The 22,543-nt window shown below is 72.4% G+C and carries 23 protein-coding genes and 1 pseudogene; 10 read left to right on the top strand and 14 right to left on the bottom strand.

From position 1 onward, the window contains the following. Positions 1-55: 55 nt before the first annotated feature. The 3 genes from guaB to ACFYT9_RS09375 form a co-directional block, all read right to left on the bottom strand. Complete coding sequence (gene guaB / locus ACFYT9_RS09385; protein WP_376599563.1) at positions 56-1,558, bottom strand: IMP dehydrogenase; 1,503 nt, start codon at positions 1,556-1,558, stop codon at positions 56-58. A 140-nt stretch (positions 1,559-1,698) separates the two neighbouring features. Further along, positions 1,699-2,301 carry a sigma-70 family RNA polymerase sigma factor gene (locus ACFYT9_RS09380; protein WP_376599561.1) on the bottom strand — a complete coding sequence of 201 codons (603 nt, stop codon included), beginning with the start codon at positions 2,299-2,301 and terminating at the stop codon, positions 1,699-1,701. 243 nt (positions 2,302-2,544) lie between these two features. After that, complete coding sequence (locus ACFYT9_RS09375) at positions 2,545-3,156, bottom strand: response regulator transcription factor (RefSeq protein WP_003948568.1); 612 nt, start codon at positions 3,154-3,156, stop codon at positions 2,545-2,547. A gap of 435 nt (positions 3,157-3,591) precedes the next feature. On the opposite strand from ACFYT9_RS09375, the gene ACFYT9_RS09370 reads away from it, so the two are divergent. Then, positions 3,592-3,930, top strand: coding sequence for a WhiB family transcriptional regulator (locus ACFYT9_RS09370; protein WP_376599559.1), 339 nt, complete (start codon positions 3,592-3,594; stop codon positions 3,928-3,930). A 55-nt stretch (positions 3,931-3,985) separates the two neighbouring features. Here ACFYT9_RS09370 and ACFYT9_RS09365 read toward each other — a convergent pair whose 3' ends face one another. After that, a complete protein-coding gene (locus tag ACFYT9_RS09365; RefSeq protein WP_376599557.1) occupies positions 3,986-4,885 on the bottom strand; it encodes a LysR family transcriptional regulator in 900 nt (299 codons plus the stop codon). A 90-nt stretch (positions 4,886-4,975) separates the two neighbouring features. On the opposite strand from ACFYT9_RS09365, the gene ACFYT9_RS09360 reads away from it, so the two are divergent. Both ACFYT9_RS09360 and ACFYT9_RS09355 read left to right on the top strand, forming a co-directional pair. After that, positions 4,976-5,674, top strand: a complete 699-nt coding sequence (locus ACFYT9_RS09360) for an MOSC domain-containing protein (protein WP_389161960.1) — start codon at positions 4,976-4,978, stop codon at positions 5,672-5,674. 118 nt (positions 5,675-5,792) lie between these two features. Further along, on the top strand, positions 5,793-6,566 hold the full coding sequence (locus tag ACFYT9_RS09355; protein WP_376599553.1) for an SDR family NAD(P)-dependent oxidoreductase: 774 nt from the start codon (positions 5,793-5,795) through the stop codon (positions 6,564-6,566). Here ACFYT9_RS09355 and ACFYT9_RS09350 read toward each other — a convergent pair. After that, positions 6,560-8,389, bottom strand: coding sequence for a DUF2264 domain-containing protein (locus ACFYT9_RS09350; protein WP_389161958.1), 1,830 nt, complete (start codon positions 8,387-8,389; stop codon positions 6,560-6,562). The two genes, ACFYT9_RS09355 and ACFYT9_RS09350, sit on opposite strands and share 7 nt — an antisense overlap. Positions 8,390-8,593: 204 nt before the next feature. Here ACFYT9_RS09350 and ACFYT9_RS09345 point away from each other — a divergent pair, with 204 nt between their 5' ends. From ACFYT9_RS09345 to ACFYT9_RS09320, 6 genes are all read left to right on the top strand, one after another. Beyond that, complete coding sequence (locus tag ACFYT9_RS09345) at positions 8,594-9,703, top strand: substrate-binding domain-containing protein (protein ID WP_389162114.1); 1,110 nt, start codon at positions 8,594-8,596, stop codon at positions 9,701-9,703. A 108-nt stretch (positions 9,704-9,811) separates the two neighbouring features. Further along, positions 9,812-11,128, top strand: coding sequence for an ABC transporter substrate-binding protein (locus ACFYT9_RS09340; protein WP_389161956.1), 1,317 nt, complete (start codon positions 9,812-9,814; stop codon positions 11,126-11,128). Between the two features lie 6 nt (positions 11,129-11,134). Continuing rightward, complete coding sequence (locus tag ACFYT9_RS09335) at positions 11,135-12,025, top strand: carbohydrate ABC transporter permease (RefSeq protein ID WP_387271306.1); 891 nt, start codon at positions 11,135-11,137, stop codon at positions 12,023-12,025. Positions 12,026-12,039: 14 nt separating this feature from the next. Next, positions 12,040-12,864, top strand: a complete 825-nt coding sequence (locus ACFYT9_RS09330; protein ID WP_376599566.1) for a carbohydrate ABC transporter permease — start codon at positions 12,040-12,042, stop codon at positions 12,862-12,864. A 17-nt stretch (positions 12,865-12,881) separates the two neighbouring features. Further along, the gene (locus tag ACFYT9_RS09325) at positions 12,882-13,901 is read left to right on the top strand and encodes a hydroxyacid dehydrogenase (protein WP_389161954.1); all 1,020 of its coding nucleotides are present in this window, start codon (positions 12,882-12,884) and stop codon (positions 13,899-13,901) included. Positions 13,902-13,954: 53 nt separating this feature from the next. Beyond that, positions 13,955-14,653, top strand: coding sequence for an ester cyclase (locus tag ACFYT9_RS09320; RefSeq protein ID WP_387271310.1), 699 nt, complete (start codon positions 13,955-13,957; stop codon positions 14,651-14,653). Between the two features lie 89 nt (positions 14,654-14,742). Here ACFYT9_RS09320 and groL read toward each other — a convergent pair whose 3' ends face one another. The 4 genes from groL to ACFYT9_RS09300 all read right to left on the bottom strand — a co-directional run bounded on the left by groL (position 14,743) and on the right by ACFYT9_RS09300 (position 18,051). Beyond that, positions 14,743-16,371: a chaperonin GroEL gene (gene groL, locus ACFYT9_RS09315; protein WP_376599704.1), complete on the bottom strand. Its 1,629-nt coding sequence runs from the start codon at positions 16,369-16,371 to the stop codon at positions 14,743-14,745. Between the two features lie 106 nt (positions 16,372-16,477). Continuing rightward, positions 16,478-16,786 carry a co-chaperone GroES gene (gene groES / locus ACFYT9_RS09310; protein WP_309053476.1) on the bottom strand — a complete coding sequence of 103 codons (309 nt, stop codon included), beginning with the start codon at positions 16,784-16,786 and terminating at the stop codon, positions 16,478-16,480. 177 nt (positions 16,787-16,963) lie between these two features. Beyond that, positions 16,964-17,128 (bottom strand): hypothetical protein, encoded by a 165-nt coding sequence (locus ACFYT9_RS09305; protein ID WP_387271314.1) that lies wholly within the window; start codon positions 17,126-17,128, stop codon positions 16,964-16,966. Beyond that, a complete protein-coding gene (locus ACFYT9_RS09300) occupies positions 17,125-18,051 on the bottom strand; it encodes a polysaccharide deacetylase family protein (RefSeq protein ID WP_389161952.1) in 927 nt (308 codons plus the stop codon). The genes ACFYT9_RS09305 and ACFYT9_RS09300 overlap by 4 nt, the downstream gene beginning before the upstream one ends. 126 nt (positions 18,052-18,177) lie before the next feature. Between ACFYT9_RS09300 and ACFYT9_RS09295 the strand changes: the two genes are divergently transcribed. Continuing rightward, complete coding sequence (locus ACFYT9_RS09295) at positions 18,178-19,362, top strand: methyltransferase domain-containing protein (RefSeq protein ID WP_389161950.1); 1,185 nt, start codon at positions 18,178-18,180, stop codon at positions 19,360-19,362. Here ACFYT9_RS09295 and ACFYT9_RS09290 read toward each other — a convergent pair. The 5 genes and pseudogenes from ACFYT9_RS09290 to ACFYT9_RS09270 all read right to left on the bottom strand — a co-directional run bounded on the left by ACFYT9_RS09290 (position 19,298) and on the right by ACFYT9_RS09270 (position 22,493). Beyond that, on the bottom strand, positions 19,298-19,963 hold the full coding sequence (locus tag ACFYT9_RS09290) for a hypothetical protein (RefSeq protein ID WP_389161948.1): 666 nt from the start codon (positions 19,961-19,963) through the stop codon (positions 19,298-19,300). The genes ACFYT9_RS09295 and ACFYT9_RS09290 overlap by 65 nt on opposite strands. A gap of 10 nt (positions 19,964-19,973) precedes the next feature. Beyond that, positions 19,974-20,904, bottom strand: a pseudogene (locus tag ACFYT9_RS09285) (RNA polymerase sigma factor); the annotation flags it as partial. A 49-nt stretch (positions 20,905-20,953) separates the two neighbouring features. Then, entirely contained in the window at positions 20,954-21,226 is a 273-nt protein-coding gene (locus ACFYT9_RS09280) for a hypothetical protein (protein WP_387271320.1), read from the bottom strand. Further along, entirely contained in the window at positions 21,219-21,575 is a 357-nt protein-coding gene (locus ACFYT9_RS09275) for a hypothetical protein (RefSeq protein ID WP_387271322.1), read from the bottom strand. Before ACFYT9_RS09275 ends, ACFYT9_RS09280 begins: the two co-directional genes overlap by 8 nt. A gap of 84 nt (positions 21,576-21,659) precedes the next feature. Continuing rightward, positions 21,660-22,493 carry a polysaccharide deacetylase family protein gene (locus ACFYT9_RS09270; RefSeq protein WP_389161946.1) on the bottom strand — a complete coding sequence of 278 codons (834 nt, stop codon included), beginning with the start codon at positions 22,491-22,493 and terminating at the stop codon, positions 21,660-21,662. Between the last annotated feature and the right edge of the window lie 50 nt (positions 22,494-22,543).

The following is a 22,543-nucleotide window of genomic DNA, read 5'->3' as shown; positions in this document are numbered from 1 at the left end:
GCGTGGGGGGCGGCTCCGGCCACATGCCGGAACCGCCCCCTCCCGCGTGCGCGGACTACTTCCTGCTGTAGTTCGGCGCCTCGACGGTCATCTGGATGTCGTGCGGGTGGCTCTCCTTGAGGCCCGCCGAGGTGATCCGCACGAAGCGGCCCTTCGACTCCATCTCCTCGATGGTGGCGGCGCCCACGTAGCCCATCGTCTGGCGCAGGCCGCCGACGAGCTGGTGGACGACGGAGGAGAGCGGGCCGCGGTAGGGCACCTGGCCCTCGATGCCCTCGGGCACGAGCTTGTCGTCCGAGGTGACGTCGGCCTGGAAGTAGCGGTCCTTGGAGTAGGACCGGCCCTGGCCGCGCGACTGCATGGCGCCGAGCGAGCCCATGCCGCGGTACGACTTGAACTGCTTGCCGTTGATGAAGAGCAGCTCGCCGGGCGACTCCTCGCAGCCCGCGAGGAGGCTGCCGAGCATCACCGTGTCGGCGCCGGCGGCGAGCGCCTTGCCGATGTCGCCGGAGTACTGGAGGCCGCCGTCGCCGATCAGCGGGACGCCCGCGGCGCGGGCCGCGAGACCCGCCTCGTAGATCGCGGTGACCTGCGGGACGCCGATGCCGGCGACCACGCGGGTGGTGCAGATGGAGCCGGGGCCGACGCCGACCTTGATGCCGTCGACACCGGCGTCGATCATCGCCTGAGCGCCGTCGCGGGTGGCGACGTTGCCGCCGATCACGTCGACGTTCACGCTCGACTTGATCTTCGACATCCAGCTCAGGGCGTTGCTGTTGTGACCGTGCGAGGTGTCGACGATGAGGAAGTCGACGCCGACGGCGGCGAGCGCCTGGGCGCGCTCCAGGGCCTCGGGGCTGGCGCCGACGGCGGCACCGACGAGCAGACGGCCCTCGGAGTCCTTGGCGGCGTTCGGGTACTTCTCCGCCTTGACGAAGTCCTTGACGGTGATGAGGCCCTTGAGCACGCCCGCGTCGTCGACGAGGGGCAGCTTCTCGATCTTGTGGCGGCGCAGCAGCTCCATGGCGTCCACGCCGGAGATGCCGACCTTGCCGGTGACCAGCGGCATGGGCGTCATGACCTCGCGGACCTGACGGCTGCGGTCGGTCTCGAAGGCCATGTCGCGGTTGGTGACGATGCCGAGGAGCTTGCCGTCGGGGGCCGTGACCGGGACGCCGCTGATGCGGAACTTGGCGCAGAGGGCGTCGGCCTCGGCGAGGGTCGCCTCCGGGTGGACCGTGATCGGGTCGGTCACCATGCCGGACTCGGAGCGCTTCACGAGGTCCACCTGGTTGACCTGGTCCTCGACGGACAGGTTCCGGTGGAGCACGCCGACGCCGCCCAGGCGGGCCATGGCGATGGCCATGCGGGACTCGGTCACCTTGTCCATCGCCGCGGAGAGCAGCGGGATGTTGACCCGGACGTTGCGAGAGATGCGGGACGAGGTGTCGACCGCGTTGGGGAGCACCTCGGAGGCTCCCGGCAGCAGCAGCACGTCGTCGTAGGTCAGCCCGAGTGTCGCGAATTTACCGGGCACTCCGTCGACGTTGGCAGTCATGACACCTTCCCAAATGGCCTTGATCGGTGCGGGATGTCCATGCTAACGGGCTGGAGCGGTGTCTCATTCCACGAGCAAGATCAGCGGGAAGCTTTGGACGTTCGCACGTGTACGAAAGGGACGACGGCGGCCGGTGAGGCTTACTGCTCGGCCAGCGCCCGCAGCCGGCTGAGGGCGCGGTGCTGGGCGACCCGGACGGCGCCCGGGGACATGCCGAGCATCTGGCCGGTCTCCTCGGCGGTCAGCCCGACGGCGACCCGGAGGACGAGGAGCTCGCGCTGGTTCTCCGGGAGGTTGGCGAGGAGCTTCTTGGCCCATTCGGCGTCGTCGCTGAGGAGGGCCCGCTCCTCGGGACCGAGGGAGTCGTCGGGCCGCTCGGGCATCTCGTCGGAGGGCACGGCGGTGGAGCCGGGGTGGCGCATGGCGGCCCGCTGGAGGTCGGCGACCTTGTGTCCGGCGATGGCGAAGACGAACGCCTCGAAGGGGCGGCCGGTGTCCCGGTAGCGGGGCAGGGCCATGAGGACGGCGACGCAGACCTCCTGCGCGAGGTCCTCGACGAAGTGGCGGGCGTCGCCGGGCAGCCGGTTGAGCCGGGTGCGGCAGTAGCGCAGCGCGAGCGGGTGGACGCGCGCCAGCAGGTCGTGGGTGGCCTGCGCGTCCCCTTCGACGGCACGGTGGACGAGCGCGCCGATCTCCCCCTGCCCGGCAGGCATGGGGGAACCCATGGTCTCGTCGTCGCGCATCGCTCCATGGTGCCTTGACGCCTGTCCGTCCGTGGCACCCTGTCCGTTGTTGTGCACCGAAGCGTTATGAGCAGGTGCGCCGGGATTCATCTCTGGCGCCCTCCCCTTCCGCTCGATCGACTCGTCCCCGAGGAACTCCACACCTCAAGGATGCGGCATCGGGCGGGGAAGTGACACAGGCCCGCCCCGTCCGCCCCTCGGCGGACGGGGGTACGGACGGGGAGGCGGCGGGTGTCCGCCGATTCAGCGGACCAGACCCCAGCGGAATCCGAGCGCGACGGCGTGCGCCCGGTCGGAGGCGCCGAGCTTCTTGAAGAGGCGTCGGGCGTGGGTCTTGACGGTGTCCTCGGAGAGGAAGAGCTCGCGTCCGATCTCGGCGTTGGACCGGCCGTGGCTCATGCCTTCGAGCACCTGGATCTCGCGCGCAGTGAGGGTGGGCGCGGCGCCCATCTCGGCCGAACGGAGCCGGCGCGGGGCGAGTCGCCAGGTCGGGTCGGCCAGCGCCTGGGTGACGGTGGCCCGCAGCTCGGCGCGCGAGGCGTCCTTGTGCAGGTAGCCACGGGCGCCCGCGGCGACCGCGAGGGCGACGCCGTCGAGGTCCTCGGCGACGGTGAGCATGATGATCCGGGCGCCGGGGTCGGCGGAGAGCAGCCGGCGGACGGTCTCCACACCGCCGAGGCCGGGCATGCGCACGTCCATCAGGATGAGGTCCGAGCGGTCCGCGCCCCAGCGGCGGAGGACTTCCTCGCCGTTGGCCGCGGTGGTCACGCGCTCCACGCCGGGCACGGTCGCGACCGCGCGGCGAAGCGCCTCTCGGGCAAGCGGGGAGTCGTCGCAGACGAGAACGGAGGTCATGACTGACCTCCGCGGCTCTCGCAGCTGATGCGCGTCACCTTGAGCCTCCAGGGCTGGTACGTATCGTCACCTGTGCGGTTGACGCTCCCGGACACCTGCCCGATCGCTTGTTCATTCAACCGCCTCGCACTCTCAACGATGGTCACTCGAAAGAGTTACGGGTCGGACGGGACCTTCGCCACTCCTTGTGAGGGGCCGTGCACGGAGAAGAGCGCCGCAGGTCACGTTGTCCATCATCAGAAGCTATGCCCCATTTAGCGGGTTTTCTTCCCTTTTCGCGGTGTCTGTGGCTAGATTCGCAATGAGTCATATTTACATCTACTTCGACAGTAGTCGGATAGATCGGACCGACCGGGGAACGAGGACCCCGGGACGACAGCCACTTCCCGCCCACCCACCAACCCGTCTCGACACGGTTTCAAGGGGACTAGCGCAATGGCAGATTTCTCCCGCCTTCCCGGACCCAACGCCGATCTGTGGGACTGGCAACTGCTCGCGGCCTGCCGCGGCGTCGACAGCTCCCTGTTCTTCCACCCCGAGGGAGAGCGCGGCGCGGCACGGAGTGCGCGTGAGAACTCGGCGAAAGAGGTCTGCATGCGGTGCCCGGTCCGCGCGCAGTGCGCGGCACACGCACTCGCCGTGCGGGAGCCCTACGGCGTATGGGGCGGCCTCACCGAGGACGAACGCGAGGAACTCATGGGACGCGCGCGCAACCGCCTGATCGCGGCCGCGCCGGCGACGTCCGCCGGCCGATCGATCGTGGGGCACGCCTGAAGGAACGTTTCCTCACGAGGGGAGACCCGACCCCGGGGGCCCTGCCGGGAGGGGGCTACGCGCGCGTGGCGGCCCTGGTCAGCTCGTCCAGGGTGGCCGCGACCGCCGGGACCTGGGCCAGGTCCGGCAGGGTCAGCGCCACGATCTCCCGCTCCACGGCGGGCTCGACGGCGACGGTCCTGGCCCCCTTGGGCCGCACGGACTCGATGGCCAGCTCCGGGAGGACGGCCACGCCGAGCCCCGCGCCGACCAGGCCCACCACCGCCGGATAGTCGTCGGTGGCGAAGTCGATGCGCGGGGTGAAGCCGGCCTCCTCGCAGACGTCGACGAGCTGGCGGCGGCAGCGGGGGCAGCCGGCGATCCAGGAGTCCCCGGCGAGTTCGGCGATGGAGACCGAGCCGGCGCCGGCGAGCGGGTGCGCCTCGGGGACCAGGCCGACGAGCCGGTCGGCGAGGAGCGGGCGGACCACCAGGTCGTCCCACTCGCCGGCCGTGTGGCCCGAGCCGTACCGGAAGGCGAGGGCGATGTCGCAGTCGCCCTCGCGGAGCATCTCGACGGAGCGCGGCGGCTCGGCCTCGACGAGGGAGACGCGGGTGCCGGGGTGGGCGGCGCGCAGGGCGGCGAGCGCGGTGGGGACGAGGGTGGAACTGCCGCTCGGGAAGGAGACGAGCCGGACCCGGCCGGCCCGGAGGCCCGCGATGGCGGCGACCTCCTCCTCCGCGGCGGTGAGCCCGGCGAGGATGCCGGCGGCGTGCCGGACGAGGACCTCGCCCGCCTGGGTGAGGCGCATCTCGCGGCCGGTCCTGATGAGCAGCGGGGTGCCGGCCGAGGTCTCCAGGGCCTTCATCTGCTGGCTGACGGCGGGCTGGGTGCAGCCCAGTTCGCGCGCGGCGGCGGAGAAGGAGCCGGTGGCGGCGACGGCCCGCAGGACGCGGAGGTGGCGTGCCTCGATCATGAGTCGAGCATAAGGGGTTCTTGGATGCGAGCGCGAATATTCGACCACATCTTTGAGGCGATGCCGGAAAGGTCCGCTTAGGCTGCCCCCATGACGCTACTGAGTGTGAACGCGGGCCGGGCGAAGGCCGTCGGCTACACCGACTCCGCCTCCGGGATGACGGGCATCGACAAGCGCCCGGTCGACGGGCCCGTACGGATCGAGGCGCCGGGTGCGAACGGGGTCGGACGGAGCGGGGTCGCCGGGGACGACGTGTGCGACCCGCGCTTCCACGGCGGCGCCGACCGCGCGGTGTACGCCTTCGCCCGCGAGGACCTGGACCGCTGGGAGCGGGAGCTGGGCCGGGAGCTGGCGAACGGTTCCTTCGGCGAGAACCTGACGACGAGCGGCCTGGACGTGAACGGGGCGCTGATCGGCGAGCGGTGGCGGATCGGCGAGGACGTGGTCGTCGAGGTGACCGGCGGACGGATCCCCTGCCGCACCTTCCAGGGCCACCTGGAGGAGCGGGGCGTGGACGCGAAGGGCTGGGTCCGGCGGTTCACCCAGGCCGAGGCCGGTCCCGGCGCGCTGCTGCGGGTGATCGAGCCGGGCGAGGTGCGGGCCGGCGACCCGGTCACCGTCGTGCACCGGCCGGACCACGGCGTCACGGTCGCCTCCCTGCACCGGGCCGCGACCACCGAGCGGCGGCTGCTGCCGGAGACGCTGGTGGCCGCCGAGTGGATGGAGTCCGGACTCCTCGCGCTCGCCCGCCAGTACGCGGACAAGTACGCGGACGGGACCGAGGGCTGAGTTTGGGGAGCGCGGAGGAGAACGCGGTCCGAGCGCGGGGAGCGCGGACGGGTACAGCGGCTGAACCCCGGTCGTACGGGAGCCCGGTGGCGCGGTCCAGGGCACTACGGTTCCGGGTATGACCACTGCACTGATCACGGGAGCCACCGCCGGCATCGGGGCCGCCTTCGCACGTCGGCTCGCGGCCGACGGCCATGACGTCGTCCTGGTCGCGCGGGACCTGGCGCGCCTTCGGGAGCAGGCCACCGAGCTGCACGACCGGCACGGCGTGGAGGCCGAGGTGCTCGCCGCCGACCTCTCCGGGGAGGAGGGGATCGCCGCGGTCGAGGCCCGGCTCTCCGACCCGCGCCGCCCGGTCGACCTGCTGGTGAACAACGCGGGCTTCGGCAACAAGGGCCGGTTCCTCGACGTGTCGATGGCCGACGAGCTGAGGATGCTGACCGTGCACTGCGAGGCGGTGCTGCGGCTGACCTCGGCCGCGGCCGCCGCGATGAAGGGCCGCGGGCGCGGCGGGGTGGTGAACGTGGCCTCGGTGGCGGCCTTCGTGCCGCGCGGCACCTACGGTGCCTCGAAGGCGTGGGTCGTGCAGTTCACGCAGGGCGCGGCCAGGGACCTCGCGGGCAGCGGGGTGCGGCTGATGGCGCTCTGCCCGGGCTTCGTGCGCACGGAGTTCCACGAGCGGGCCGGGATGGGGACCGACAACATCCCCGGCTGGATGTGGCTGGACGCGGACAAGCTGGTGGCGGCGGCCCTGTCGGACCTGGCGCGGGGCAAGACCCTGTCGATCCCGGACCCGCGCTACAAGGCGCTGATGGGCGTGGTGAAGCTGGCGCCGCGGGCGCTGCTCGGCGGGGTGTCGTCGAAGGCCGGACGGAAGTACGGGCCTCAGTAGGGCGGTTCTCCGCCGGCGGTGACGTGCGAGACGGTTCCGTCCCGCCAACGGACGTGGAGCGAGGTCCCGTCGGTGAGCCGGACGTCGGCGAGGGTCGCCGCGGGGGCCGGGTCGGGCTCGCCGGTGAGCGAGACGAGCGCGGCGAAGAGCGCGACGGGCCCGCGGGTGGTGCCGTGGACGGCGGGGGTACGGGTCGGGGCCGGGCCCTGGAGGGTGGGGCCGGTGCGGAGCGCGGCGACCTCGGGGCCGTAGCCGTGGACGGGGTGGAGCTGGGAGACCGGCGCGCCGGGGCCCTCGGCGGCGGCCCAGCCGGTCTGCCGTACGGGGGTCCCCTCCGGGGCGTCGAGGACGAGGTGGACGCGGAGTTCGGCGCGGCCGTGGACGACGGTGGTGGAGACGACCCGGACGCCGGGGAGCGGGGTGTGGGCGGAGACGGCCCGGTCGGGTCCGGTGGCGAGCGGTTCTGCGGGGCCCCGGTGGGTGGCCGTGCCGTCGGGGCCGAGCAGCGCGAAGTGGTTGTCGGCCGGGTCGGGGGCGGCGGTGGGGCCGGTGCGGGTGGCGTAGGCGAAGCGGGCGTAGCCGGGGTCGTCGCCGTCCTCGCCTCCGGCGGCGATGTGGTTGCTGCCGTGGTTGTGGAGGCGGACGAGGCCGTCGGCGGCGGTGGTCTGGACGAGCAGGCCGGTGGGGCCGAGGGGGCGGGCGGTGTCGGCGCGTTCGGCCGGGAGGGGTTCCTCGGGGTCGGTCCAGGCCGGGTGGTCCGGCGGGAGCAGCAGCCCGAGGAAGCCCTTGGAGGCCCAGTAGGGGGATCCGGGTCCCGAGTAGGGCTGGACGAGCGGGGCGTGGGGGCCGTGCCAGCCGAGGGTGAGCAGGCCGCGCGGGTCGGTGGCGCCGCGGTCGAGGAAGTACCGCAGGGAGCCCGAGGCGAGGCGGCGGGTGGCGCCGGGGGTGAGCGGGGTGTGGCCGGTGAGGGTCCCGAGCCAGGGGGCGGCGGCCGCGGCGAAGCGGTAGATCAGGGAGCGGCCGTAGGGGACGGGGGCGCCTTCGGCGTCGAAGAGGTGGGCGTGGTCGGCCAGGTGGGCGTGGAGCCGGGGGCCGTACCGGTCGAGGAGGGCCCGGTCGCCGGCGAGGTGGGCGTGGAGCACCGGGTAGAGGTGGAGGGCCCAGGAGTTGTAGTGGTCGAAGGCGCGGTTGGCGCCGTCGCTGTACCAGCCGGCGCCGAGGTACCACTCCTCGATCCGGGCGAGGGAGCGGTCGACGGTGGCGGCGGCGCGGTCGGTCTCGGCGCCGGCGTCCTGGAGGAAGCCGGCGACGGTGAGGCCGAAGAGCCACCAGTTGTTGTCGACGGGGGACGGGGCGAGGGCGGGTCGCAGCCAGTCGGCGACGCGCCGGCGGGTGCGGTCGTCGAGGCGGTCCCAGAGCCAGGGGCGGGTGAGGCGCAGGGCGAGGGCGATCGAGGCGGACTCGACGATCGCCTGGCGGGTGTCGGCCATCAGCGGCCACGCGTCCGGGTCGTGGTCCGTGCCGGGCGCGGCGGTGCCGGCGGCGAGCCCGGCCGCGTACCGGTCGAGGTGGCCGTGCGGGTCCTCGCCGCGGGCGCCGGCGACGCGGAGGGCGGCGAGCAGGAAGGTGCGGGCGAAGCCCTCCAGGCCGTCGGACCGGGCGCCGGACCAGCTGGGGCGGGGGCCGGGGAGGTCGATCCGGCCGCCGCGCGGGGAGGCGTACGGACGGACGGCGAGGAGGAGCCGGTCGGCGGCGTCCTCCCAGTGGGCGCGGGTCCAGCCGGTGTGCGGGCTGAGCCCACGGTCCTCCGGTGGCGTGGGCATGATGCTCCCTGGGATCCGTGGGGGTCGACGGCCGCGCCGCCGGGCCCGGCGGGCTTCGGCCGGTCGCCGGAATCCTGGGCGCGGTCCGATCGAATCGTCAAGAGTCCTGGATCGAATGATCGAAACTCCCGCCGTTCGATCATTTCGTCTATGGTCGGAGCATCCCAGGCCGGGAACCACCACCACCGCGAGGGGGAACCGCACGTGCGCGAGAGTGCCGCCGAACGACACGCCCGACTGCTGGACCTGGTCCGCGAGCGCGGCACCGTCCGCGTCGCCGAGCTGGCCGGCCTGCTGGGGGTCTCCCCCGTGACCGCGCGCCGGGACGCGGAGGCGCTGGCCTCGCGGGGGCTGCTCGACCGGGTGCACGGCCAGGTCTCCTGGCCGCGCGCGACCGCCCCGGGCACCCCCGCGGGCGGCCCCGGCGCCGGTGAGGGCCTGGTGCTCGGCCTGCTGGCGCCCTCCGCCACGTACTACTTCGCCGAGGTCATCCGGGGCGCCCACGAGGCGGCGGCCCGGGCCGGCGCCCGGCTGGTGCTGCGGATCTCGGACTACCGCCCGGAGGAGGACCGGGCGCGCACCGAGGGGCTGCTCGCGGCCGGCGCCGAGGGGGTGCTGGTGGCCCCGGGCTGGCGCGGACCTGAGGACCGGCTCGCGTACGGGAACTGGCTGGCCGGGCTGCCGGTGCCGGCCGTGCTCCTGGAGCGGCGGGCCGAGCCGGGCAGCCCGCTCGACGGGCTCGACCGGGTCTCCTCCGACCACTCCCACGGGGTGCTGCTCGCCCTGCGCCACCTGCTCGGGCTCGGGCATTCGACCCCGCTGCTCGTGGCCCGCGGCGACTCGCCGACCGCGCTCGCGGTACGGGCCGGCTACGCGGAGGCGCTGACCGTGCTGGGCCTGGAGGCGCCGGGGCCGGTGATCGACTCCGTACCGGCCGAGGCGGACCCGGAGGGGTTCGAGCGGGCGGTGCGGGCGCTGTACGAGGCGGTCCGCTCGGGCCTGGCGAGCGCGGCGCTCGTCCACAACGACGTGGACGCGATCGAGATCACGCAGCGGCTCGCCCCGCTCGGCGTGCGGGTCCCGCAGGACCTCGCCCTCATCGCGTACGACGACGAGGTCGCCGCGCTGGCCGACACCCCGCTGACGGCGGTCGCCCCGCCGAAGCGCCAGGTGGGCAGGCACGCCACGGAGCTGCTGGTGGAACGGCTGACCGGGGGCGCGGACGAGGACGCGGCGAGCCGGCACGTGAGCCTGCTGCCGCGGCTGCGGGTGCGGGCGTCCTGCGGGGCCGCCGGGCCCGTTCCCACACTCTGATCGATCTGATCTTTTTTCGATCATTCAATCTTTCGCTCTTGACTTCGTTCAGAAACGGTCCCAGGATCACGGCCAACCCCCTCCACGCCGCCGATCAGGAGCCGTGCCGTGAGCCTCAGCTGGAGCAGAACGTCCCGTGTCATAGCCGGCACCGCCACCGCCCTCGCCGTCCTCACGGCCTGCGGCGGGGGCGGTGACGCGACCGATTCCGCCGACGGGAAGCCGGTCACCCTCACCTTCTGGGGCTGGACCAAGGGATCCAAGGACGTCGTCGACGCCTTCAACGCCTCCCACACCGACATCAAGGTGAAATTCGAGGAGATCCCCTCCGGCAACGCCGGCGGCTACGCCAAGATCTCCAACGCCGTGAAGGCCGGGAACGCCCCCGACCTCGTCTCCATCGAGTACCCCTCGCTCCCCGAGTTCGTCTCCTCCGGCGCCCTCCAGGAGATCGGCGACGTCTTCCCCGAGTCGGCCAGGGCCGGCCTCCTCCCCCAGGCCGTCGAGCTCACCACGCTCGGCGGCAAGAACTGGGCCGTCCCCTTCGACGCCGCCCCGCAGGCCTTCTACTACCGCAAGGACCTCTTCGAGAAGCACAAGATCGAGGTCCCCACCACCTGGGACGCCTTCAGGAAGGCCGCCGAGCAGGTCAAGAAGGCCGACGCCGAGGCCCGTATCGCCACCTTCTTCCCCGACGACCCCACCACCTTCGAGGCCATGGCCTGGCAGGCCGGAGCCCAGTGGTTCAAGGCCGAGAACGACACCTGGAAGATCGACACCACCGACCCCGCCACCACCAAGGTCACCACCTACTGGCAGGGCCTCCTCGACGCCGGCCTCGTCCACAAGAACGCCTCCTTCAGCCCCGAGTGGACCGGCTCCCTCAAGAACGGCACCACCCTCGGCTACCTCGGCGCCTCCTGGGGCGCCGGCGTCCTCAAGGGCACCCTCCCCGAACAGTCCGGCAAGTGGGCCGTCGCCCCCATGCCCACCTGGGACGGCAAGCCCGCCTCCGGCATGCTCGGCGGCTCCACCTTCGCCGTGCCGAAGAACAGCACGAAGAAGGCGGCGGCCGTCGAGTTCGCGACCTGGATGTCCACCACCGAGGAGGGCGTCAAGGCCCGCATCGCCTCCGGCACCTCCAGCGCCTTCCCCGCCGCCACCGCCCTGCGCCCCGCCGCCAGGAAGGCCTTCGACGCGGGCTTCTACGGCGGCCAGGACATCTACGCCCTCTTCGAGACCGCCGGAGCCTCCATCTCCTCCCGGTGGGCCTGGGGCCCCACCACCGGCACCACCAACACCGCCATCAAGGACCGTTTCGGCGCCGTCGCCCCCGGCGGGCCCACCCTCGCCGACGCGGTGAAGGCCGGCCACGACGCGACCGTCGCCGAACTCACCAAGCGCGGTCTGAAGGTCGAGGGCTGACAGCACATGAAGGCCCGCACCCGTGCCGCGGCACTCCTGCTGACCCCGTTCTTCCTGCTCTTCACCGCGGTGCTGGTGGTGCCGATCGGCTACGCGGTCTGGCTGAGCCTCTTCACCGAGAAGCAGTCGGGACTCGGCTTCGGCGGCTCCGAGACCGTCTTCACCGGACTCGGCAACTACGCCGCGGCGCTGGGTGACCGGGCCTTCCGCGAGGGCTTCGGCGTCCTGCTCGGCTACTGCCTGCTCTACGTGCCGCTGATGCTCGGCGGCGCCCTCGGCCTCGCCCTGCTCCTCGACAGCGCCCTCGCCCGCGCCCGCCGCTTCTTCCAGCTCGCGCTCTTCCTGCCGCACGCCGTGCCCGGCATCATCGCCGCCCTGATCTGGGTCTACCTCTACACGCCCCAGCTCAGCCCGGTCGTCCAGGCGATGGAGGCCGGCGGGATCGGCTTCGACTTCTTCTCCCCCGAGGGCGCCCTGCCGTCCGTCGTCAACATCGCGCTGTGGGAATGGCTCGGCTACAACCTGATCATCTTCTACGCCGCCCTCCAGGCCATCGACCGCTCCGTCCTCGAAGCCGCCACCGTCGACGGGGCCGGCGCCTGGCGCGTCGCCTTCTCCGTCAAGATCCCGCTGCTCCGCGGCTCCCTCGCGATGGTCGGCCTCTTCACCGTCATCGGCTCCCTCCAGCTCTTCACCGAACCGCTGATCCTCAGCAGGGGCACGGGCTCCTCCGTCACCTCCACGTGGACACCGAACATGTACGCGTACTCCGCCGCCTTCGACCGCAACGACTACGGCCTCGCCGCGGCCGCCTCGATCCTGCTGGCGCTGACGGCCGCGCTGCTCTCCTTCGCCGTCACCCGCCTGACCCGGGCCCGGAAGGAGAAGGCCGCGTGACCACCTCCCGCTGGATGTCGAGGACCGCCGTCAACGGCGTCCTCCTCCTCGCCACCTGCTACATGCTCTTCCCGCTCGTCTGGCTGGTCACCGCCGCCACCAAGGACGCCGGCGGCCTCCTCGCCGGGAACGCCTTCTCCTTCGAGGGCTTCGACCTCGGCGGCAACCTCGCCCGGATCGCCGAGTACAACGACGGCGTCTACTTCCGCTGGTACCTCAACAGCCTCCTCTACGCCGGGGTGGGCGCCGCCGCCTGCGCGCTGATCAGCGTCGCCGCCGGATACGCCTTCCACGTCTACGACTTCCGGGGCAAGGAGAAGCTCTTCGGCCTCGTCCTCCTCGGCGTCCTCGTCCCCACCACCGCGCTCGCCCTGCCGATGTACCTGCTCGCCAGCGAGATCGGCATCGTCAACACCTACGCCGCCGTGCTCCTCCCGGTCCTGGTCAACCCCTTCGGCGTCTACCTGTCCCGGGTGCTGTGCGCCGCCTACGTCCCCGACGAGGTGCTGGAGGCCGCCCGGATCGACGGCGCCGGAGAGCTGCGGGTCTTCTGGTCGATCGGTCTGCGCACGGTCATGCCGGGCTTCGTGACCGTCTTCCTCTTCCAGTTCACCGCCGTCTGGAACAACTTCTTCCTGCCGCTGGTGATGCTCTCCGACCAGAAGCTCTTCCCGCTGAGCCTCGGCCTCTACGCGTGGAACAGCAACGCCCACGCCGAACCCGGCTTCTACCCGCTCGTCGTCACCGGCTCGCTGCTCGCCGTCGTCCCCCTCGTCCTCGCCTTCGTCTCGCTCCAGCGCCACTGGAAGGCCGGTCTCACCGCCGGCAGCGTCAAGTGAGGAGCCCCGGTCCCGCCATGCCCCCGACCACCGACCACCGTCCCTCCCTCCTGCTCGCGATGGGCCCCGGCGTCGCCGGGCGGCTCCTCACCGACGTCCACCGCACCCGCCTCGCGGCCCTGACCCGCACCGACCCGCGTCTGGTCGCCCACGACCTGACCGCCCCGGACCCGCGCACCGCCGCCGCGCTCGCCGAGGCCGAGATCCTCCTCACCTGCTGGGGCGCCACCCCGCTCACCCCGGAGGTGCTGGCCCGGGCACCGCGTCTCAAGGCCGTCGTGCACGCGGCCGGTTCGGTGAAGCACCACATCACCGACGCCTGCTGGGAGCGCGGCCTCCAGGTCACCACGGCGGCGGCCGCCAACGCCCTGCCGGTCGCCGAGTACACCCTCGCCGCGATCCTCTTCGCCGGGAAGCGGGTGCTGCGCTCGGCCCAGCGGTACGCCGAACTCCGCACCGACGACGCCTGGCTCGCCGAGTCCGCCGCCTGGGGCAACTACCGCCGCACGGTCGGCATCGTCGGCGCCTCCCGCATCGGCCGCCGGGTCGTCGAACTCCTCCGCCCCTTCGACGTGGAGGTGCTGCTGTACGACCCGTACCTGAGGGAGCCGCCGCCCGGCGCGTCCCTCGCCGGCCTGGACGAACTCTGCTCCCGCAGCTCGGTCGTCTCGGTGCACGCGCCCCAACTCCCCTCCACGTACCGCATGATCGGGGCCCGCCAGCTCGCCGCCCTGCCCGACGGCGCCACCCTGATCAACACCTCCCGGGGCTCCCTGATCGACGAGGACGCCCTCCTCCCCCACCTGACCACGGGCCGCCTCCACGCGGTCCTCGACGTGACCGACCCCGAACTCCCGCCCCCGGACTCCCCCCTCTACGCCCTCCCCAACGTCCTGCTCACGCCGCACATCGCCGGCTCCCTCGGCAACGAGCTGCACCGCATGACCGACCAGGCGCTGGACGAGATCGCCCGCTACACCCGCGGCGAACCCTTCGCGGAGGAGGTCAGGGCCGCCGACCTGACGCACTCGGCCTAGACCGGCCTAGACTGGAGGGGTCCATCCGCGGCTTCGCCCCGTCGGAGGCGGCCATGACCTTCGTGCAGATCATCGATTGCAGGACGAGCCGGGTCGAGGAACTGAACCGGCTCATGGACCGGTGGGTCGAACAGACCCGGGGGAAACGCACCGCCACCCACAGCATCGTCGGGACCGACCGGTCCGACGCCCAGCACGTCGTGGAGATCGTGGAGTTCCCCTCATACGCCGTGGCCATGCGCAACTCTCAGCTCCCGGAGACCGACCGGATCTTCCGGGAGATGGTCGCCCTCTGTGACGAGATGCCGACCTTCACCGACCTGGACGTGGTCCGGGACGAGGCGCTGTACAAGGCGAACGCGCGGCAGATGTTCGAGCAGATGGCCAACGGTTCCGACCTGGCCCTGCTCGACACCCTGCTCGCCGAGGGCTATCACGACCACGATCCGACGAACCCGGTGGACACCATCGGGATGGACGCGGTCCGGCGCGAGGTGGAGCAGTGGCGCGCGGGCTTCGACTTCGCCTTCACCGTCGAGGACCAGCTCGCCGACGGTGACCGGGTGTGCACCCGGTGGAGCTGGAAGGGCAACCACGTCGGCGACTTCATGGGCCTCCAGCCGACCGGCATGGAGGTCACCATGACCGGCACCACCATCCACCGCTTCCGCGAGGACGGGAAGATCGCCGAGGGCTGGTGGCAGTACGACCTGCTCGGACTGATGGGGCAGCTCGGGGCGGTGGAGGCGTAGGAACGCCGCCTCCGCGACGCGGCGAGACGCACCGAGGCCCGGTGCTCCCGCGACGGGAGCACCGGGCCTCGGTGGTTCAGTCAGTGGCCTCAGTGGGAGTGGCCGTGACCGTGGCCGTGACCGTGGTCAGCCGGCTCCTCCTCCTTCTTCTCCACCACGAGGGTCTCGGTGGTGAGGAGCAGGGAGGCGATGGAGGCGGCGTTCTCCAGGGCGGAGCGGGTGACCTTCACCGGGTCGATGACGCCGGCCTTGACCAGGTCGCCGTACTCGCCGGTGGCGGCGTTGAAGCCCTGGCCCTTGTCGAGCTCGGAGACCTTGGAGGTGATGACGTAGCCCTCCAGGCCGGCGTTCTCGGCGATCCAGCGCAGCGGCTCGACGGCGGCGCGGCGGACGACGGAGACGCCCGTGGCCTCGTCGCCGGTCTTGCCGAGGTTGTCGTCCAGGACCTTGACGGCGTGGACGAGCGCGGAGCCACCACCGGAGACGATGCCCTCCTCGACCGCGGCGCGGGTCGCGGAGATGGCGTCCTCCAGACGGTGCTTCTTCTCCTTCAGCTCCACCTCGGTGGCGGCGCCGACCTTGATCACGCACACGCCGCCGGCCAGCTTCGCGAGGCGCTCCTGGAGCTTCTCGCGGTCCCAGTCGGAGTCCGTGGACTCGATCTCGGCCTTGATCTGCGCGACGCGGCCCACGACGTCCTCGGACTTGCCGCCACCGTCGACGATGGTGGTGTCGTCCTTGGAGACGGTCACGCGGCGGGCGGTGCCCAGCACGTCCAGACCGGCCTGGTCGAGCTTGAGGCCGACCTCCTCGGCGATGACGGTGGCACCGGTGAGGGTGGCCATGTCCTGGAGCATCGCCTTGCGGCGGTCGCCGAAGCCGGGCGCCTTGACGGCGACGGCGTTGAAGGTGCCGCGGATCTTGTTGACGACGAGGGTGGAGAGCGCCTCGCCCTCGACGTCCTCGGCGATGATCAGCAGCGGCTTGGAGCCACCGCCCTGGATGACCTTCTCCAGGAGGGGCAGCAGGTCCTGGATGGAGGAGATCTTGCCCTGGTTGATCAGGATGTACGGGTCGTCGAGGACGGCCTCCATACGCTCCTGGTCGGAGACCATGTACGGCGAGAGGTAGCCCTTGTCGAAGGCCATGCCCTCGGTGAACTCCAGCTCCAGGCCGAAGGTGTTGGACTCCTCGACGGTGATGACACCGTCCTTGCCGACCTTGTCCATCGCCTCGGCGATGAGCTCGCCGACCTGCTGGTCCTGCGCGGAGAGCGCGGCGACGGCGGCGATGTCGGACTTGTCGTCGATCGGGCGCGCGGTGGCGAGCAGCTCGTCGGAGACGGCCTTGACCGCGGCGTCGATGCCCTTCTTGAGGGCGGCCGGGGAGGCGCCGGCGGCGACGTTGCGCAGACCCTCGCGGACGAGCGCCTGGGCGAGCACGGTGGCGGTGGTGGTGCCGTCACCCGCGATGTCGTTGGTCTTGGTCGCCACCTCCTTGACGAGCTGGGCGCCGAGGTTCTCGTACGGGTCGTCGATCTCGACCTCGCGGGCGATCGTGACACCGTCGTTGGTGATGGTGGGGGCGCCGAACTTCTTGTCGATGACGACGTTGCGGCCCTTGGGGCCGATCGTCACCTTCACCGTGTCGGCCAGCTTGTTGACGCCGCGCTCAAGGGCGCGACGGGCGTCCTCGTCGAACTTCAGGATCTTCGCCATGGGAGCGGTTCAGCCCTCTCGGAAATCGTGTGGGAAAAACGAACCGCGCCCCTGGACGCCCAAGAGATCAAGGGGTCAGGGGCGCGGTCAAAGCAGGTACGTCGTCTTACTTCTCGATGATCGCGAGCACGTCGCGGGCCGAGAGGACGAGGTACTCGTCGCCGTTGTACTTCACCTCGGTGCCGCCGTACTTGCTGTAGAGCACGACGTCGCCGACCTTGACGTCGAGCGGCAGGCGCTCGCCGTTCTCGAAGCGGCCCGGGCCCACGGCGAGGACGGCGCCCTCCTGGGGCTTCTCCTTCGCGGTGTCCGGAATGACCAGGCCCGAGGCCGTGGTCTGCTCGGCGTCGAGCGGCTGGACCACGATGCGGTCCTCGAGCGGCTTGATGGCAACCTTGGAGCTGACGGTCGTCACGATCCGACCTCCCCCTTCGGAGATCTCGCGGGGTTAACTGTCTGGGGTGGCGACCAGGTGGATCCGTCGTCGCGGGTGCCGGACCTGCCCGTCGCTGTGTTGGCACTCTCCAGTGGGGAGTGCCAGAGCCGAGACTATGACCGCGATTAGCACTCGGTCAAGCGGAGTGCCAATTCCTCACTCCGTGGCGGCCTCCGCGCGGACGGCGGAGCCGGCCGGGTCCCGGTCGCCGACGCTCTCGACCGCCTTGCGGCCGAGGCGTTCGAGCGGGTCGACGGCGGAGGCGCAGCCGGTGAGGGCGAGGAGCAGGACGGCGAGCACGAGGGGGCGGAGCCGGGTCATACGTAGTCCTCCAGCTTGCCGACCGCGTAGCCCTTCGACGTGATCACGTTCATCACCCGGCGGATCATGTCCGGCATGCTGCCCTTCCAATCCTCCTCGCCGCGGAAGTGGGTGAGGACGATGTCGCCGGGGTGCAGGTCGCGGTCCCACTCGCGCCACTCCATGTGGTCGGGGAACGCCTCGGAGGCCCAGAGCGGTACGGCCTTGACGCCGCAGGACCTGGCGGCGCGCAGGGTGTTCTCGTTGTAGTTGCCGTACGGGGGCCGGAAGAGCTCGGGGCGCTTGCCGTACTTCTTCTCGATGACGTCCTGCATGCCGCAGATCTCGCGCTTCTGGCGCGCGTAGGAGAGTCCGGGCAGGTACTTGTGGTTGAGGGTGTGGTTGTGGAGGGCGACCCCGCCCGGCTGCGACTTCTGCATCTTCGCGAAGTAGGCGTAGTCGTCGCTGACGACGTAGTCGCTGAGGAAGGCGCTGTACGGGATCTTCAGGTCGCTCATCATCCGGATGAGCTCGGGGTCCTTCTCGGATCCGTCGTCGATGGTGAGGAAAACGACCTTCTCCTTGGTGGGGACGGTGGTGAAGACGGGCGGCAGTCCCTCGCCGTCGGTCTCGAACCCCTTCCGGGTGGTGATCTTCGGCTTGGTCCTGGGCGGTGCGGGCGCTTCGAGGGGGGTCAGCTTGAGGCCCCACTTCTTCGCGGCGGCGGCCCGGGCGGCCCGCCGCTCGGCCAGAGCGGCCTTCTTCTCCGCGGCGAGCCGGGCCGCGGCCTGCGCCGCTGTCTGGGCCGGGGCCTGCTGGCCGGCGGCGGGGGCGGGAGCGCCGGAGGCCCCGGGCTCGGAACCGCCCGCGCAGGCGGCGGTGGAGGTGAGCGCGGCGACGAGGAGCGCGGCACCCAGGGCGCGACGCGAAGAGCCCTTTGCCATCATTTCTTCCTTTTGTCGTACGAGCGGTATGGCGCCGCATCCTGTCAGCGCGACCCGCTCCTCCGGCCGCGACACCGCCGTACCGGCCCCACCGTCCCCCGCCCGGCCCACAGGGAGAATGGAACGGTGACCGACCTCGCCACCTTCACCGCCCTGCTCGCCCCCGAGGGCCAGACGCTCCTCGCCGCCCTGCGCGACTACGACCCCGCGCAGGAGTTGGCGGTCGCCTCCCGGCTGCGCCGCGACCACCCCGTCGAGCTGGTCTCCGCGGCCCTCGGGCAGGCCCGGCTGCGGCAGCGCGCGGTGGCGAAGTTCGGCGCCGAGGACGCGTACCGCATGTACTTCACGCCCAACGGCGTCGAGCAGTCGACCAGGGCGACCGTCGGCGCCTACCGCGCGGCCCGCCTCAAGGCCCTCGGCGTCGGCTCGGTCGCCGACCTCTGCTCCGGGATCGGCGGCGACGCCCTGGCGCTCGCCCGCGCCGGCATCTCCGTCCTCGCCGTCGACCGCGATCCGCTCACCGCCGAGGTCGCCCGCGCCAACGCCGCCGCGCTCGGCCTCGCGGACCTGATCGAGGTCCGCCGCGCCGACGTCACCGAGATCGACACCAGCCCCTACGACGCCGTCTTCGTCGACCCGGCGCGGCGCGGAGGGCGGGGCCGGATCTTCGACCCCGAGGCGTACTCCCCGCCGCTCTCCTGGGCCATGGAGGCGGCCCGCAAGGCCCCGCACGCGGCCCTGAAGATCGCCCCCGGCATCCCCCACGAGACCGTCCCCGACGAGGCCGAGGCCGAGTGGATCTCGGACGGCGGCGACGTGAAGGAGGCCGTCCTCTGGTTCGGTACGGAGCCCGGCGCCCGCCGCGCCACCCTGCTGCCCTCCGGCGCGAGCCTCACCGGCCGGGGCCTGCCCGACCCCGCGGTCCGCCCCGTCGGCCGCTACCTCTACGAGCCGGACGGCGCCGTCATCCGCGCCCACCTCGTCGCCGAGGCCGCCGAGGAACTGGGCGGCGGCCTGATCGACCCGACGATCGCCTACATCACCGCCGACACCCTGAGCCCCACCCCGTACGCCTCCGCCTACGAGATCACCGACGAACTCCCCTTCAACCTCAAGAAGCTGAAGGCGCTGCTCAGGGAGCGCGAGGTGGGCACGCTGACGGTGAAGAAGCGCGGCTCGGCCGTCGAGCCCGAGGAGATCCGGCGCAGGGTCGCGCCGAAGGGGCCGAACTCCGCGACGGTGCTGCTCACACGTGTCGCGGGGGCCCCGACGATGCTGATCGGCCGGCCCGCGCGGGCGGAGCGATCCTGATCACCGTCCGGTAGTGCCCGACGGCCTTGAAGAGCCCGATCAGGCCGTTGATCCAGAAGATGAGGGCGACGCCCATGCCGTACGCGACGACGTAGAGGCCCCCACGGCTCACTGGCGTCCCGGCCGGCACGGCGAAGCCCAGCCACAGCCCGAGGCCGCACAGCACGGCGGAGAGCAGCATCCAGCAGGCGCTCTGCACGGGCCGGCGCAGCCGGGCGTCCGCCACCGCGTCCCGGTCCAGCGCGGCCCAGGCGAGGAATCGTTCCCGCGCCACGCGGTCCCGCCGCACCCCGCGCACGGCGAGCCAGACGCCGGGCACCATCACGCCGAGGCCGAGGACGGCGGCGATCAGCCCGATCAGGAAGGTGATCGGATCGAGGATCGCCCGGTCGGAGTCGGCCAGCAGCACGCCCACCATGCCCCAGCCCAGCTGGAGCACCAGCACCGAGCCGGCGAACAGCGCGAACCGCCCGCCGCCGAGCAGCCGCCGCCCCAGCGCGTCGAGCGCCCTCGCCCGGTCGGCCAGGAGCGCCTCCCGGTCGGGCCAGCTCCGGACCTCGACGGGCGGGGGCGGCGGGGGCAGGGGTGTACGCGGAGACATGCCCAGAACCCTAGGGCGTGCCTCCCCGGTCGGCCCGGACACCCCCCGGCTCCCCCAACTCCCCCGCGCGGCCCAGCAACAGCGCCCGCTCGCTCTCGTTGCGGGTGAGCTCGGCCGCCCGCGCGAACTCCGCCCGCGCCTCGTCCGCGCGCCCGAGCCGGGCCAGCAGGTCGCCGCGGACGCTCGGCAGCAAGTGGTAGCGGCTCAGGGCCGGTTCGGCGGCGAGCGCGTCGACGAGCGGGAGCGCGGCGGCCGGCCCCTCGGCCATCGAGACGGCCACCGCCCGGTTCAACTCGACCACGGGCGAGGGCGCGAGCTCCATCAGCCGCCCGTACAGCCCGGCGATCACCGCCCAGTCCGTCTCCGCGTAGGACCCGGCCCGCGCGTGGCAGGCGGCGATCGCGGCCTGGAGGGCGTAGGGCCCGTACCCGCGCCCTTCCCCGGCCCGGGCGAGGGCGTCGTAACCGCGCCGCACGAGGAGGCGGTTCCACCGGCCCCGGTCCTGGTCGGCGAGGAGCACCGGCCGGCCGCCGGGCCCGGTCCTGGCGGGGACGCGGGAGGCCTGGAGTTCGAGGAGGGCGGCGAGGCCGTGCGCCTCGCTCTCGCCGGGCATCAGGGCGGCGAGGCCGCGGGCCGGCCGGAGCGCGTCCTCGCAGAGCCCGGGCCGCAGCAGGTCGTCGCCCGCGGTGGCCGCGTACCCCTCGTCGAAGACCAGGTAGACGACCTCCAGGACGGAACCGAGCCGGGCCTCCCGCTCCGCCCCGTACGGCACCTCGAACTCCACGCCCGCCTTCGCGAGCGCCCGCTTGGCGCGGGTGAGTCCGGGCGGCGACGGTCGCCTCCGGGACGAGGAAGGCGCGGGCGATCTCGTCCGTCCGCAGCCCGCCGACCAGCCGCAGGGTGAGCGCCGCCCGGGCCTCGGCGTAGAGCACCGGGTGGCAGGTGGCGCACGTCGCCTGGACCGCCCGGCCGCGCGTGCCGCGTACCGCCTCAGAGGCTGTCGAACGGAGGAATGATCCGGACGACCACGATCAGCCGGGCCCTGGGAGCGGCGAGGAAGTAGAACCATCCGCCTGCCGCGTCCATGCGCCGCAGCCCGCCCGGACGCGGTCCCTCACCCAGCTCGCCGACGTCCACGCCCATCTCGGCGAGGTCCACCAACTGGGACGTGAGCCGCTCGACCTCCGCGACCACCGCCACCGGGACGCCCCCGGCGACATGGGCGCCGTCGGGGTCGTACTCCCAGCGCCACCGGTCACTCACCGTCGGCGCTCGCCAGTGCGCCACGGGCACCGTCGAGCAGGCGTCCCAGCTGGGCCGCCGCCTCACGCACCTGGTCCGCGTCACCGGTCGCGGTGACGGCCTCCAGTTCGCGGAAGCGCGCCGCCAGGAGGGGCTGACGCTGAATGTGGACGTACACGGCCCAGTGCGCGGTGAAGCGCCGCAGCGGCGCCAGATCCGATCCGAGGCGGGCCTGGTCGGCAGCCAGATCCAGCTCGCGCGTGAAGGCCGGCAGGGCCGCCGGGGCGATCTGCGCCACCGCCTGCCGCAGCGCCGTCACCGTCGACGGCGGTTGCGGGATCAGCGGCTGTTCGGAAGCACGGGCGGTCATGTGTTCTCCCATAGCCGGGATTCTGAACCGTACGTCAAGCCTAGCGAGCGGCAACGCGGAGCCGTCATCCGATCCGGTGATCGCTCAGACGTAGTCCTCCAGGCGCGCCACGGTGAAGCCCTGCTCCTGGATCCTGCGGAGCATCGTCGCCGTCATCTCGGTCATCGTGCGGCCCTTGAGCTCGGCGGGGCCGCGGAAGTGGGCGAGGACGATGTCGCCGGGGTGGAGCTTCCGGTCGCCGCGCTGGTACTGCATGTTCCTGATCTGCATGGACTCGCGCCAGAGGACGATCGCGTCGACGCCGCACCGCCCGGCCGCCGCGCGGGTCGCCTCGTTCCAGTTCCCGAACGGCGGGCGGAAGAGACGCGGGGTGGTGCCGTACCGCTGCCGCAGCTTCTCCTGCTGGCCGCATATCTCGTGGCGCTGGGCCTCCGGGGAGAGGGTGCGCAGGTTCGGATGGGTCAGGGTGTGGTTGGCGACGCCGTGGCCCTGCCGGACGAGCGGGTCGAAGTAGCCGTAGTTCCCGCGGATCACCGAGTCGGTGAGGAACATCGTGAAGGGGACGTCCAGCTCGTCCATCATCCGCACGAACGCGGGGTCCTTCTCGGCCCCGTCGTCGATGGTGAGGAAGACGACCTTGTCCCGGGTGGGTATGTCGCTGATCACCGGGACCGGGCCGCCGGGCGCGCGCTTCACCGGCTTGACGGCGGGCGGGGCGGGCGGCGCGGGGAAGGGCTTCAGACCCCACTTCTCGTACGCGGCGGCCCGGGCGGCCCCGGGGGCGGGGGCCGGCTCCGGGGCGGCGGCCTTCGCCGGGGGCGTCGCGACCGGGACCGCCGCCGGGGCCTGAGCCGTGCAGCCCGTCATCAGGAGCGTCACGGCGGTCAGCGCCGCCCACACCGCGATCTGCTTCTTCACGGGCTGTGGGATGCCCGAACCGCACGAAAGGTTGCCCGATCGTCGAACGG

This window comes from Streptomyces sp. NPDC004435, assembly GCF_042873895.1.
Taxonomy (GTDB): Bacteria; Actinomycetota; Actinomycetes; order Streptomycetales; family Streptomycetaceae; genus Streptomyces.
Note: the sequence above shows the minus strand (reverse complement) of the source record. Positions and strands in the feature narration are given on the sequence as shown.

Excerpts from the sequence above, each read along its gene's own strand:
- ACFYT9_RS09370 (WP_376599559.1), top strand. The coding sequence starts at position 3,592 with ATGGCAGATTTCTCCCGCCTTCCCGGACCCAACGCCGATCTGTGGGAC.
- ACFYT9_RS09300 (WP_389161952.1), bottom strand. The coding sequence starts at position 18,051 with ATGGCAAAGGGCTCTTCGCGTCGCGCCCTGGGTGCCGCGCTCCTCGTC.
- ACFYT9_RS09335 (WP_387271306.1), top strand. The coding sequence starts at position 11,135 with ATGAAGGCCCGCACCCGTGCCGCGGCACTCCTGCTGACCCCGTTCTTC.
- ACFYT9_RS09380 (WP_376599561.1), bottom strand. The coding sequence starts at position 2,301 with ATGCGCGACGACGAGACCATGGGTTCCCCCATGCCTGCCGGGCAGGGG.
- ACFYT9_RS09375 (WP_003948568.1), bottom strand. The coding sequence starts at position 3,156 with ATGACCTCCGTTCTCGTCTGCGACGACTCCCCGCTTGCCCGAGAGGCG.
- ACFYT9_RS09290 (WP_389161948.1), bottom strand. The coding sequence starts at position 19,963 with ATGTCTCCGCGTACACCCCTGCCCCCGCCGCCCCCGCCCGTCGAGGTC.
- ACFYT9_RS09365 (WP_376599557.1), bottom strand. The coding sequence starts at position 4,885 with ATGATCGAGGCACGCCACCTCCGCGTCCTGCGGGCCGTCGCCGCCACC.
- guaB (WP_376599563.1), bottom strand. The coding sequence starts at position 1,558 with ATGACTGCCAACGTCGACGGAGTGCCCGGTAAATTCGCGACACTCGGG.
- ACFYT9_RS09330 (WP_376599566.1), top strand. The coding sequence starts at position 12,040 with ATGTCGAGGACCGCCGTCAACGGCGTCCTCCTCCTCGCCACCTGCTAC.
- ACFYT9_RS09305 (WP_387271314.1), bottom strand. The coding sequence starts at position 17,128 with ATGACCCGGCTCCGCCCCCTCGTGCTCGCCGTCCTGCTCCTCGCCCTC.
- ACFYT9_RS09355 (WP_376599553.1), top strand. The coding sequence starts at position 5,793 with ATGACCACTGCACTGATCACGGGAGCCACCGCCGGCATCGGGGCCGCC.
- ACFYT9_RS09360 (WP_389161960.1), top strand. The coding sequence starts at position 4,976 with ATGACGCTACTGAGTGTGAACGCGGGCCGGGCGAAGGCCGTCGGCTAC.
- ACFYT9_RS09320 (WP_387271310.1), top strand. The coding sequence starts at position 13,955 with ATGACCTTCGTGCAGATCATCGATTGCAGGACGAGCCGGGTCGAGGAA.
- groL (WP_376599704.1), bottom strand. The coding sequence starts at position 16,371 with ATGGCGAAGATCCTGAAGTTCGACGAGGACGCCCGTCGCGCCCTTGAG.
- ACFYT9_RS09350 (WP_389161958.1), bottom strand. The coding sequence starts at position 8,389 with ATGCCCACGCCACCGGAGGACCGTGGGCTCAGCCCGCACACCGGCTGG.
- ACFYT9_RS09275 (WP_387271322.1), bottom strand. The coding sequence starts at position 21,575 with ATGACCGCCCGTGCTTCCGAACAGCCGCTGATCCCGCAACCGCCGTCG.
- ACFYT9_RS09325 (WP_389161954.1), top strand. The coding sequence starts at position 12,882 with ATGCCCCCGACCACCGACCACCGTCCCTCCCTCCTGCTCGCGATGGGC.